12 protein-coding genes are annotated in these 12320 nt (G+C 51.4%); 3 read left to right on the top strand and 9 right to left on the bottom strand.

Going from position 1 to position 12320, the window contains the following annotated elements; genetic code table 11:
• Positions 1-14 precede the first annotated feature (14 nt).
• Complete coding sequence (locus HY879_10455) at positions 15-1295, bottom strand: DUF444 family protein (GenBank protein MBI5603766.1); 1281 nt, start codon at positions 1293-1295, stop codon at positions 15-17.
• A gap of 61 nt (positions 1296-1356) precedes the next feature.
• On the bottom strand, positions 1357-3423 hold the full coding sequence (locus tag HY879_10450) for a serine protein kinase PrkA (protein MBI5603765.1): 2067 nt from the start codon (positions 3421-3423) through the stop codon (positions 1357-1359).
• A 587-nt stretch (positions 3424-4010) separates the two neighbouring features.
• Here HY879_10450 and HY879_10445 point away from each other — a divergent pair.
• Positions 4011-4748, top strand: coding sequence for an SDR family oxidoreductase (locus tag HY879_10445; protein ID MBI5603764.1), 738 nt, complete (start codon positions 4011-4013; stop codon positions 4746-4748).
• 181 nt (positions 4749-4929) lie between these two features.
• On the opposite strand, the gene HY879_10440 is transcribed toward HY879_10445, so the two are convergent.
• From HY879_10440 to HY879_10410, 7 genes are all read right to left on the bottom strand, one after another.
• On the bottom strand, positions 4930-5580 hold the full coding sequence (locus HY879_10440; GenBank protein ID MBI5603763.1) for an HAD family hydrolase: 651 nt from the start codon (positions 5578-5580) through the stop codon (positions 4930-4932).
• A gap of 53 nt (positions 5581-5633) precedes the next feature.
• Positions 5634-6095, bottom strand: a complete 462-nt coding sequence (locus HY879_10435; GenBank protein MBI5603762.1) for a 4Fe-4S binding protein — start codon at positions 6093-6095, stop codon at positions 5634-5636.
• A gap of 18 nt (positions 6096-6113) precedes the next feature.
• A complete protein-coding gene (locus HY879_10430) occupies positions 6114-6464 on the bottom strand; it encodes a DUF1566 domain-containing protein (GenBank protein MBI5603761.1) in 351 nt (116 codons plus the stop codon).
• A 68-nt stretch (positions 6465-6532) separates the two neighbouring features.
• A complete protein-coding gene (locus tag HY879_10425) occupies positions 6533-8620 on the bottom strand; it encodes a molybdopterin-dependent oxidoreductase (protein ID MBI5603760.1) in 2088 nt (695 codons plus the stop codon).
• A 102-nt stretch (positions 8621-8722) separates the two neighbouring features.
• Positions 8723-8920 carry a hypothetical protein gene (locus HY879_10420; GenBank protein MBI5603759.1) on the bottom strand — a complete coding sequence of 66 codons (198 nt, stop codon included), beginning with the start codon at positions 8918-8920 and terminating at the stop codon, positions 8723-8725.
• The gene (locus HY879_10415; GenBank protein ID MBI5603758.1) at positions 8913-10247 is read right to left on the bottom strand and encodes an AMP-binding protein; all 1335 of its coding nucleotides are present in this window, start codon (positions 10245-10247) and stop codon (positions 8913-8915) included. The genes HY879_10420 and HY879_10415 overlap by 8 nt, the downstream gene beginning before the upstream one ends.
• Before the next feature lie 12 nt (positions 10248-10259).
• Positions 10260-10961 (bottom strand): IclR family transcriptional regulator, encoded by a 702-nt coding sequence (locus HY879_10410; GenBank protein MBI5603757.1) that lies wholly within the window; start codon positions 10959-10961, stop codon positions 10260-10262.
• 236 nt (positions 10962-11197) lie between these two features.
• Between HY879_10410 and HY879_10405 the strand changes: the two genes are divergently transcribed.
• Positions 11198-11779 carry an acyloxyacyl hydrolase gene (locus tag HY879_10405; protein ID MBI5603756.1) on the top strand — a complete coding sequence of 194 codons (582 nt, stop codon included), beginning with the start codon at positions 11198-11200 and terminating at the stop codon, positions 11777-11779.
• 381 nt (positions 11780-12160) lie between these two features.
• Positions 12161-12320: hypothetical protein (locus HY879_10400; GenBank protein MBI5603755.1), on the top strand; the 160-nt coding region annotated here is incomplete at its 3' end.

The following is a 12320-nucleotide window of genomic DNA, read 5'->3' as shown; positions in this document are numbered from 1 at the left end:
TTCGAAAATAGAGTTCAAGATATCAGTTGCTTGATGCCTTCAATCAGACGGGATTCCTCGGCCTCTTCTTCTATAACCACCAGCCGTAATTGCTTCATATATTCTTCCAGGACTCGAGAATCCTTGATTGTCTTCTCCAGGGCCGATCCTCCTCGATTGGCCACGGTGATACCCACCCGGCTGCTATAGAGGGCCATCTTGCGGAGTTCCGGAATGGTTTCCTTCCCGGTGGTGTCCCAATCATCCCCATCGGTGCCGTGAAAGACATAAATATTATAATCCCTGGACAAATTTTCTCTTTCCACGATTTCATTGACCAGGCGATAAGCCGAGACCACCTTGGTCCCGCCGGCCACCGACAAACTGGAATAACTGTTGAAGTCCGGGACCTCCTTGGCCTCGGTATCGTGGAGGATAAAGCGGGTCTCCACTTGTCGATCGTACTGGTACAGGAGCCAGCTATAGATCAAGACGTGTTGGGTCACCACCACCTCGGTCGGTTTGCCGGACATGGAACCGGAATAATCCCGGACGAAAAAAACCATGGCCTGGGATTCAAAATCCTGTTCCTTGGAAAGGATCCGGTAAACGCTGTCCTGCGGAGAGACCAGGAGACGGGCCGGATCGATCTGGGCAACATCCGGAATGGTGTTTAGGTTGATGTTGGTCTCGATAATCTTCCTTAAGGTAGCCTTTTTATCCAGGACCTGGCCAAACCCCTTATTCCGGTCGGTGAGTTCATAAGTAAATTTTTTTAAGGAACGTTTTTTCCCCTTTTCGGTCAGATTGGGCAGGTTGAATTTTTCGGTTAAGATCCTCCCTAAATCAAAGGCGCTGGACTCGATCTCATGCTCCCCGCTCTCGCCCTGGCCGGCCCCTCCGGTTCCTGAGCCTTCCGTTCCGTGGACCGGTTCCTCTCCGATCACCTGGCCGTCATTACCCTCCCCTGACCCGCCGGACTGATCTTCAGTTTTTGAAGAATCCGCCTTCAGGTCGTGGATCAATTTCTCCTCCACGGTTGTGGGAACCACGACGATTTTCTCCTTTCCCCCTTTCCCGACCTTGATCAACCGGCCGATCCGGATCTTCCGGGGAAACCCGTCCTTTTCCCGTTGAAGGTCTCTTTCCAACAGCTCATCAATCGATTTCAGATTTTGAAGATAGTGTCCCCTTGGTGCGGTGAGGGCTTGAAGATGGGTCAGGTCGTCCTGTTCATAAAGGGTATTCCGGAAGGCTTTTCCCAAATCGTCTTTCCACTGTTTAATCCGCGGTTCAGGATCCAAGTCGCCAGGCATGATGTGGCGAGATTCCCCTTCTGGATTCTGACTCCTGGATTCTGGATTCTCTAACTCTTTGTCAGTTTTCATCATTCCGGGTACAAAAATACTCGATAGTCTTCTGGGCGCAGGTTTTACAATATCTCAACTGGGTCAACATGGTTTGCGTCATGCGGTCATAAAGCTTCTGGTTCTCATCGTTGGTCCGGTTGGCCAAGGCCCCGATGAGACTCCCGGCCCCGGCGATATCGGACTTGAGTCTCACATCCGTGACGGCCTTGACCAGTTCGATATTGTCCATAAAATCATAACCGGGATCGATTGACAGCTTTTGGCCGTAAATCTTTCTTATGGAAGTCCTGAAGGATTCCCGCTGTTCATGGGTCTTCAGACCCAACCTCTCCTCAACACTCTGGATATATCGCTCATCGATCTTGAGGGCCTTTAATTGGGCGGTCTGGGGATCCTTATATTTCCACATCTTATCAGGACCCAGGTTTTCGGCATCGATCCCGATAATCATGTTGACATAATTCATGACATCTTTTTTTATGGCATGGGGTTCGTCCATATAGGCATTGAACATCTCGGTCATGATCCGTTCCCGGTATAGACCTCGGGCCGTCTTGATGTCTTCAAAATATTTTTTTCTTTCATTGGCCTCGGTTACATAATCCAGGATGACCCGCTCGAAGGCCTTAAAAATGTCCTCGGCAAACATACATTGACCTTCGTTAGTCTCGGAGGTCTCCATCAACAATTGGAGGGCCCTCCCCAGGTCCCGCTGCCCCAGTCCTTTTTGACCGAATCGTTTGGTGATGTCCGGTTCATGATTAAGGGTGTCAATGACCTCGGCCAGGGTCTTGATGCTTTTCTCCCCGGCCACTTCTCCGGCCCCCAGCTTCATCATCTCTATGGGGGTCAGTTTCTCCGTCCTGGGCAGCCGGGTCAAAACGGCCGCAATAGAGGCCGCATAATTCAAATTAGGGTCCTGGTGTAATTTTTCCTTGGTCAGGGTGGTCTTGGATTCACTGCCGACGGCATAGGCGGTCAATTGTTCCTGCATACGGTAGTTGGTATTGTGGGCCACATAGCAGATGCGGCATCGATCCACGATGGGGGCCTCTTCTTTTTCGGCCAGGAAGCGGTTGAACTCGGCATTGTTGCTGGTGGCGATGATCAGGGTATCGATGGGCCAGCGGAACCCATCTATTTCTATGTTTCTGTTTTGGATTACCCCGAGATAAACCTGAACCAGATCCTTTTTGTTTTTGAAGATCTCATCGCTGAAATGGATACCCCCTCCGGCTACCCGGGCCAGGGCCCCCCTCCGAAGGTCGAAACGATAAGGGTTATTCGGATCGGTTAAATGAAGGAGTCTTTGGATCGATTCTTCCCCTAAAAGGTCTACGGCCGAAGAAGTGATCTTGTCCTTGGCCGAATATTTCCCGGTGATCGTCCCCAGGCTTTCGCTTAAGGGGACCGGGACGACTTCAAAAAAATCCTTAAGTTCTTCGATGTTGCCATTTAAGGCATTCCGGATATCGTTCATGATGTAGTCGCTGCAGGCACCCAAGGGTCTGAAGGTTTCAAAGAGGCTTTCCACTTCCTGGTCGGAAAATCCAGCCTCCCGGGTCAGATAGGTCATGTTCTCTTTTCGGGACGGGAAGAGATTCATGGCCAGGATCATGGGATCTTCAAAGGTCTGGGACTGGATCTGGGTTATTCGACCATAGGTGCCCAGTTTTTCCAGATTCTTGAAGTTGAAGGTATAACGGCGGTTTTCTTCCTGGGCCAAGAAATTCCGATAAAGACTGCAGAGGGTATCGACCAAAAAGGTCTTCCCATTGCCCGGCTCCCCCACCAGGACAAAGGCCATTTCCCGGGATGAACCCCCTTCGGCCGCGTCCTTGATACAAGAAACAAAACTATTGATCTCATCATACATGCCAATGACGTGCTTATTGCCCAGGCGAAAGATTTTAAAGTTGTAGGTGCTTTTCCCATTGACCACGACCTTTTCGATCAATTCATTGTTTTCCAGGATCATCCGGGCCACGGTCTGAAAGGCATTTTCATACCGCCTTTTTCCTTCCTTGACCTGCTGCAGGTGAAATCCCAGGGTCCTTGGGCTGTTTGTTTCCATGTGGTTCCTCCCGGGCCGGTCAAACCCTTGGCCGGATGACCAGGGGCTCAACGGCATCTTAAAGTGTTACCTTTATATTAAACCTTCATACCTCATGGAGGCACCACGAAGCATGAAAATGGGTTTCGCCGAACGCCGAACGCCGAACGCTGAACGTTATTTTTGTATTAAAGCAAGGAGTATGCCATTAAAAACAGCTTGTCCGGTAACCCCTTTTCCTCCATCCCGGGGGAGAGGGAAATTTTCTATTTTCCATCCGGATTTTTACATCAAATTAGTCAAGAAAGCTGAACGGATAGGTTAAAGAAAAGTCGGTCGGGTTTGGTGGTCCAAAAGGAACAGGTTCTTTTAATCGGAATTCCGGAAAGGGTCCGGGAGAACCTTAACCAACTTTGATGACATCCGGCATGTTTTTGATGTTTCCTCCGCATCCTGACAAAAAGCTGACAGACCGGATAGGGTTTACATTTCTCCTTGAAGAAAGCGGCCGCCTGAGATACGATACCTTTCAACCCGATGGGACTTTCAAAATGGGTTTCACCTTATTGTTACCTGGAAATTTTTCAGAAGAAATAACGGAGGAAAGTATGAGTGAATTTGAAAACAAACGGGTATTGGTAACCGGAGGTTCGCGGGGTATCGGGCTGGGAATTGCCCGGTATTTTGTGGGCCAGGGCGCCTGGGTGGCCATCTGCGGCCGGAAAGAAGTCAACTTGCAAAAGGCTAAAGAGGAAATGGGAAATCTCTTAACCTTTCAGGCCAACGTCGGGAAAGCCGAAGAGGTGACGGAATTGTTTATTAATATCCGTTCGGAATTCGGCGGCCTGGACCTTCTGGTTAATAATGTGGGGATGAATATCTTCACCCCTTCTACGGTGGAGGCCGAGGTGACCCTCTGGGATAAAATCCTGGATGGAAACCTGAAGTCCGCTTTTATGTGTTCCCGCCAGGCCTTCCCCCTGATGAAAGAAAAAGGGGGGTCCATCATCAATATCAGCTCTACGGCCGCCCATCGGGCCGCCCCGGGTATGGGGATTTACGGGATAGCCAAGGCCGGGATGGAGATGCTGACCAGGGTGTTGGCCAGAGAACTGGCTTCTTATGGAATAAGGGTCAATGCCGTGGCCCCCGGTGTGGTGGAGACTGATTTCTCCAAACCTTTTTGGACGGATGACTCCATCCTGAAGGAAATACTGAAAGGGGTTCCCCAGGGGCGGATCGCTAAAATCGAAGACGTGGTTCAGATGGTGGATTTCCTGGCCTCTTCAAGATCCGCTTATTTGACCGGGGAGATTATTTCCCTTTGTGGCGGTGCCGAGGCCTGATAGGCCTGAGGCATGAGGCGTGAGGCGAAAAGACAGTTCGGAGTTCGGAGTAAAGAGCTCAAAGCAACAAAAATCAATGCTCGGGGGCAAAAAATTTTTATTAAACTTGCCCCCTGACCCCTGAACCCTGAGCCTTGACCCCTGAGCCCTGAGCCCTGAACCCTGAGCCCTGAACCTTTGATTACAGGTATTGCAGGAGATCCAACGGCTTTTCGAGCAGGGCCTTGGCCCCGTTGGCCGTAAGTTCCTGGGCGGTGCGAAAGCCCCATAAGGCCCCTAAAGGAAACATGCCGGCCGCCACGGCGGTCTTCATGTCCGTAGCGGTATCTCCAAGATATAGAAATTGGTCCTGATTAAGGCCCATGATTTGGGCTATTTCCAGGGCTGCCGTGGGGTCCGGCTTTTTGGGGACCATGGGCCGGGCCCCCAAGACCACCTGAAAAGACCAGTTAGGCAGCAGCTTGGCCACACATATCTGGGTGAAGTCCTGGACTTTGTTAGACAAGACGGCCAGGGGGATTTCTCTTTGGTGGAGGGCGTCTAAGAGTTCCGGTACCCCCGGATAGGGCCGGGTCTTCTTGTCCCAACGCCGGCCATATTCTTCCCGCATGGCGATGACGCATTGGCTGATGGTCGCCTCATCAGCCCGATCTGCCGGCAAGGCCCGCAGGACCAGGGTTTCGACCCCCTCGCCGACGAAATATTTATAGGCTTCCTGACCGTGGCCCGGAAAGCCGAAGCGGGCCAACACCTCGTTCATGGAATCGGTCAAGTCCTCAATGGTATCCAGTAAGGTCCCGTCCAGGTCAAAAATAATCGCTTCATAACGCATATCGAATTCTCCTGTCAGGTGATACGGGCAATAGATTACCTGCTTTGGAAATATCAGGCCTCCCCCATGGCCCTTTTCGCCACCCTTTCCGAAAAAGTGTGCATATCCCCAAAGGAAATACAGCGGGTCGGGCAAACCAGGCTGCAGGCCGGCCGTTCGTCTTGCGACAGCCGATCGATGCATAAATCGCACTTCATGGCCAGTCCTTTTTCTTCTTCGAACTGCATAGCCCCGAAGGGACAGGCTTCGACACAGGCCTGGCAACCGATGCAGAGTTCAGAGTCGATCAGCACAACACCCTGGGGATTTCTTATTATGGCCCCGGCCGGACAGGCTTCCTTGCAGGGGGCATTGGCACAGTGGTGACAGTAAATGGGGAAAAAGTCGCACCCCTTCTCGATTACCCGTACCAGTCTCGGCCCCACCCCAAGCGCATGCTCCTGCTTGCAGGCCACTTCACAGGCATGACAGCCCATGCAATCCTTTTTAAAAAACATCAAAGAGACTTTTCCCATCTCATACCCTCCTGTGATCTATTGATCCGGACCGCGTACACAACGGACCTGGTAGATGTTGCCCTTGGAATAACTCAGCACATAGGCGCCGTCAAACATCACGATCCAGGCATTTTTAGTAGCCGGCCCGAAGGTGGTTGACGACCAATAGCTTAGTATATCCTGAAAAGGGACCTCCGGACGAATGACCGGCCGATATCTGCTCCGGTCCAGCAGGGTCTCCAGCTCGAAAACGCCGGGCAGGCGCCAATCCTGCCTGCCCTCCCATATAAGCTCCCCGGCATAGGCCATGGCCCCATCCCAGGTCATCTCACCGGGTGATTCCATTTGCCATTCCAGGTCTGTTTCAGGATCCGTCCAGGTAGCCATATTTCTATCCGGGATTCGTTTGCCCAATCGGCTTCATCGACTTTGCGACGCCTCTTCCGGTATGACCCTTAATCCTCCACCCGGGCGATGCTGCACAAACAATTCCTTATATTGGTCGCCCCCATGGCCGGATCCATGGTCCTGTGGGCATTGTCCATCAGGATATTGATATTGGATATATCCCAGCCGTGACCCGGGTCCTTGATCTCCGGGTACCACCAGCCATGTTCGGCAACCACCACTTGGGGATTGATTCCGTCGTAAAGCTTGGCCCGCTCCTTGACCCGTCCCCGGGGCGACTCGATATAAACCCAGTCGCCATCCTGGATCCCATGTTTCCTGGCCGTCTCGGGGTGAATCTCGACGATCGGGTCGGGCCGGATCTCCCTCAACCAGGGCTGCTGGCGGTTGGCTGAATGGAAAAAAGTCGGTGTCCGCAACCCGGCATTCAGGATGTAAGGGTAACGTTCCAGGAGTTCGGGTGTGGAAACCGGACTCTCCGGCAGTTCCACATATTTGGGCAGGGGGTCGAATCCCCACTTCTCCAGGGTAGTGGACCAGAGTTCCACCTTCCGGGTGGGTGTGGAAAAGCCCCTTTCCTTGTACTTGTGGTAGACCATCTCTCCCTGGAGCCAGCCGATCTTTTTAAATTCCTCCCAGGTCACCCCGGCCGGTTCGAGCAGATAATCGAGGGACTCCTCTACGGTATCCCACCACTGCTGCCCCATCCTCTTGCCCAATTCCATGAAGATTTTGTGGTCCTGCCAGGCCTCCCCGATCTCGACGCACTTCTGCCGGGCCACCACGAAACCGTGTCTTTTCCAGTTATCGGCCACGTGATTCTGTTCGAGCCAGGTACCGGCCGGCAGAAAGATGTCGGCCAGCTCGGCCGTGGGGGTGAGGAAAAAATCGATGGCTACCAGGAAATCCAGGGCCTGGAGCGCAGCATAGGCCTCCCTGGCCCCATCCCTGGTGATCACCGGATTGGTCCCGCATAAAAGACCGGCTTTTAATTGATAGGGTTTCCCCTCTAATATGGATTCCCAGGCGACCTTGGGGGTTATAAAGGCCACTCTGGCCCCTAATTTATACTGCTCCCCTCCCAGCCTCTTGGCCCTCTGCTCCAGGCTGAGTTCCTTATGCCGGGCAAATTCAGCCACCGTCCGGGTCGGCGGGTTGACATAGAGGACGTTGCCCCCGGGTGCGTCCAGGTTGCCGGTGGCTGCCATGAGCCCGGTGGCCGTCCGGGTAAAGTCGGTGCAGTTGTTGGTCTGTTCGGTCGGTACGCCCCAATGGATGCAGGCCGGTTTTGTGGTGGCATACAGCCTGGCCGCCTGACGGATGAGGTCCTTGTCCACCCAGGTAATCTCCTCCACCCGTTCCAGGGGATAGTCCTTCATCACCCTTTCCCGGAAGGCCTCCCAGCCGTGGATATATTGGGCCGTAAACTCCCGGTCGAATAATTCTTCCTCCATGATCACCCGGTGGAAACCCATGGCCAGGGCAGCATCCGTGCCCGGTCGCAGTTGGAGCCAGAGGTGGGCCCTTTTGGCCACAAAGCCTTTACGGGGATCGATACAGATGAGTTTGGCCCCCTTTTTATAAGCCTTCCAGAAATCGACCCCTTTGTACTCATCCGGGTTGGTCCATTGGGGATTGCAGGCCCACATGACGATCAGTTTCGGCTCGCCCCGGTAGTCGCAGATAGGCAAGTTGCCGCAGGTAATCAGGGTGGAAGCCACCCTGGAGACATAACACATGTGGCCGGCAGTCAGGACGTTCGGCGTACCGAGCATATTGGCAAACCGGTAGAGATGGCTTTCGTAGTCCCGGCCGGTCCCCTGGCCGATGACAATGGCCTCAGGCCCGTGGGCAGCGATCACTTCCTTGAATTTTGTGGCAACGGTGTCCAGGGCCTCGTCCCAGGAGATCCGTTCCCATTGGCCGTTCACCTTTTTCATGGGATGAAGGATCCTGTCGGGATGATAGGCCATTTGGGTGACGGCCAGCCCCTTGCTGCATAAAGTCCCGTAACTGATGGGGGATTCCGGGTCCCCTTCCACCTTGATCACCTTGCCATCCGAAACGGTGGCGATCACGCCGCACCCGCCATGACAATTCCTGCAAGCCGTTCTGATTTTTTTAATCTCCCCCATCTGCAACCTCCTTATCGGGTAATGGAGTCATTGACCGAATACCCGGATTCTGGATTCCCGATAAAGACATTCGGGAATGACGGAAAAACTATTGCTGTAGTATTAATCCATCTCCGCTAAATCCGAAATGCCGAACTTCAGGGCATAAATGAAACTCATCATGGCCCGAACATTCTTTTCTATGACCGGCATTTCCCCCCCCAGGGCCTTGAGATCACGCAAGTGTTTCTCAATCTGATCGATATGGACCTTCATCCCGTTGAGATTTGCCCATTGGCTTTTTTCTGCTGGATCAGTCATTTTCTTTTACCTCCCTGAGGTCTTTGAACCTCTTGGATTTCAAGGTATAGCGCGGAAGTTCGCCGGGGGCGACCAGATCGATCCGGAATCTCAGGTTGGTTTTTATTTTCAGTCTTTCCGAGATATTCCTGGAAAAATCTTTGGACGCCTCGACCCCCATTTCCTCCTGGGGTTCTACCTTAAGGCGGATTTCATCCATGATGCCCTTACGTTCGACGATGATTTCATATTCCATAACCTGAGGGAATTCCCTCCGGACTACCTCTTCGACCGTGACCGGGGTAAACAGGACCCCCCGGATTTTTCTTAGATCATCGGTCCGGCCTTCGACTCCGGAAATCCTCTTGGAGGTCCGGCCGCAGAGACACCCCTTTTCGCCCCGGCGTACCACATCTTTGGTGTTGAAGCGGATCAAGGGAAAGGAATGCCTTCCGAGCGGCGTGACCACGGCCACACCCAGTTCCCCCGGGTCGACTTCCCGGCTCATGGTCTCCATATCCAGGACCTCCACCAGGAAGAAAGGCTCCATGATGTGCAGCCCCCTGCGCTCCCCGCACATAGCCGCCCAGGCGCAGGGCTCTGTTCCTCCGATATGGTCATAAACCTCGGCGCCCCAGATTTCTTCCAGCCGGTTCCGGGTGGCCGGCGGCAACGGCTCTCCGGCACAAAGCATCTTTTTGATCCCGATCGTTTTGGGATCGAGCCCCATTTTCAGTGCCTCCTCAGCCATGTGGAGGCCGTAGGTGGGCGTATTCAAAAGGGCCGTCGCCTTGACTTCCAGCATCTTGTTGATCCGGCCCCGGGTATCCAGTGCCCCCCCGGGGACGACCTCACAACCCAGTTTTTCTGCCCCATAATGGCCCTCCCAGAAGGCCACATAGACATTATAGCCAAAGGGAACAAAGACGCGATCTGTTTCCCGGAATCCGGCCATCCAGAGGATATGGCACCAGACCTCAATCCGCCACTGCCAGCTCTCATAAGATTCCGGAACATAAACCGGTCTTCCGGTGGTCCCCGATGTCTGACGGAAATCGGTCACCTCCTTTAAATCAACGCCTAACATTTCTCCGTAAGGGAAAGGGGGCTTGCCCTCCTGGGCTTTCCGGAGGTCTTCTTTGTCGATCAATGGGAGTCGGCGGACCGATTCGATAGTGGTGATTTCTTCGGGAAGGATGTCCTTGTACTTTTCCTGATAAAAAACCGAATGCTCCTTGGCATACCGAATCAGCTTACGAAGATTCCTGAGTTCAAGGGCCAGATGCTGATCCGAAGTCAGGGTCTCCAGTACAGGATTCCAATATTTCCTGCCGTCTTCAACCATCATAGAGGAACCTCCTCACGAAGAGAATTGGGCCTCAATCCGGGCCCCTATTTTTTTAAGTTGGTCCTTATACTCGGGTATCATTTGATCGGTGATCTGGCTTTTCAATCCTACAACCCAGATGGCGGCCTGAAAATCCGGCCGGCCGATATTCAAGGGGATAGCCAGGGCACGTATGCCTTCGATATATTCTTCATCGTCCAGAGCGATTTGATCCTCCCCGGATTTTTTTATCTTATTTTTAAATTGTTTTAGATCAGTACAGGAATAAGGGGTAAATTTTATCAATTTGTTTTCTGACAGAATTTTATCGACCTGGGCTTCGGGCAGTTGCGACAACAGGACCTTTCCACTTGCTCCGGCCACCAGGGGGATTTTCATGCCCATTTCGGAGGAGACCTTGATATCATAGGGTGAATCCACCTTATCGACAATCACGGCCTTCATTCCGGAGCGAAGCCCCAGAAATACGGAAAGCTTGGTTTGTTGATTGATTTCCTCCAGATAAGGGTGTATCTTGGAAATGAGTATCGATCCGGCTCCGGCCTCCCGGCCAAGGGTATACAGTTTTATACCCAGACGCACCTTGTTTTCAGAAGCCATTTCGAGGACCCCTAAATCCACCAGGGTATAAATCAGGTTAAAAACCGTGCTCTTATGAAAACCCAGCCGATGAGACAGCTCACTGATCCCCAGGGGATTCTTTGCCCCGGCCAACAGCTCCAAAATTTTGAAGCATTTGTCTACGGCAGGAACTCTTTTTATTTGCACTTTTGTTGTTTTACCGGTCGGCTTCATATTTTATTGTTTGTCCCAACATTTTCTCCATAGAGAACATTTTATTTCTATATAGAACAAACAATAAAAGGTGTCAAGAAAAAAGTGATTCTGCTTGACCCCCTGCTTCCCTTCCTTTATCCTGCAAAATTAATTCACGGAAAGGAAATAAACCCATGAAAAAAACAACGGCTATTATCGTCTTATCGTTATTATTTATTTTCTCTATTAACAGTTGGGCAGCAGATAGTAAGTCGAAGGTTTTTCAAGGTATAGGGGTGTTGACTGGTCTTGGAACCGGCCCATTGGAAAAAAAAGGGGAATATCGTCTCCACCCGGTGATCCTTGATTTCGATGTTGATCTCAAACCTTTTCTTGAAAAAAAAGGGTTTTGTCCACCGGGTTTATTTCAGTTCCAAATAGAACCCTTTATGAGTATGGTTTCCCAACCCGATCTGAATTGGGAAGCCGGAACGGCCCTCATGTTAAAAGTCGGGATTCTCCCCGAGAGGCACCCCGTTCAGCCCTACGTGAAAGCAGGCCTGGGCTTCCTTTATATGTCCCAGACCAGCCATGAACAGTCTACCCAATTTAATTTTCTTGAACAAGCCGGAATTGGAATACACTATTTTTTTGAAAAAGATAAGGCTATTACCGCAGAAGGCCTCTATCGTCATGTCTCCAACGCCAGCGTCAAACAACCCAACAGCGGCATAAACACCCTTTTTTTATTAGTGGGTATCACGCATAAATTCTAATCAAAGATATTTAAAATTTTGGAATTCAGAATGAGTAACAGCCCCAAAAAAGATATACCATTATTCTGGATTCATGGTGTTTAACCTCCCTGAAATTGCTTTATTTTTACCTGAAGGGCTGGTAAAATGAATTTTTTTGTATCAGTTTAGCTTTTTGAAAAAACGGCGATAACCTCTCCGTCATTCCGGTGAAAACCGGAATCCAGGAGTCATACTGAGACGAAAGAAACCTGGATTCCGGTTTTCACCGGAATGACGTTTGAGAAAATCAGGATTTTCAGATAAAAGTCTTAAATTTTTCAAAGGGCTAAATGGTTACATTTTTTTTAACCCTTTTGCCCCATCGAATTAATGTGGTCCTTTAAAAAAGGAGAATTAATTATGGCCAGAAAACAGTTTTTCAGTATGTTGCTCGGTTTCTTATTGATCCTTATTCCTATAAGCACTTCTTTCGGCCTGACCACAGTGAAGGTAGGCCTTCTCAAGCTCTCCAGTTCGGCTCCGGTCTTCATTGGGATGGACAAAGGATTTTTCGAGGCCG

The organism is Deltaproteobacteria bacterium (genome assembly GCA_016219225.1).
Lineage (GTDB): Bacteria > Desulfobacterota > RBG-13-43-22 > RBG-13-43-22 > RBG-13-43-22 > RBG-13-43-22.
This window is presented reverse-complemented; position numbering and strand designations above follow the sequence as displayed.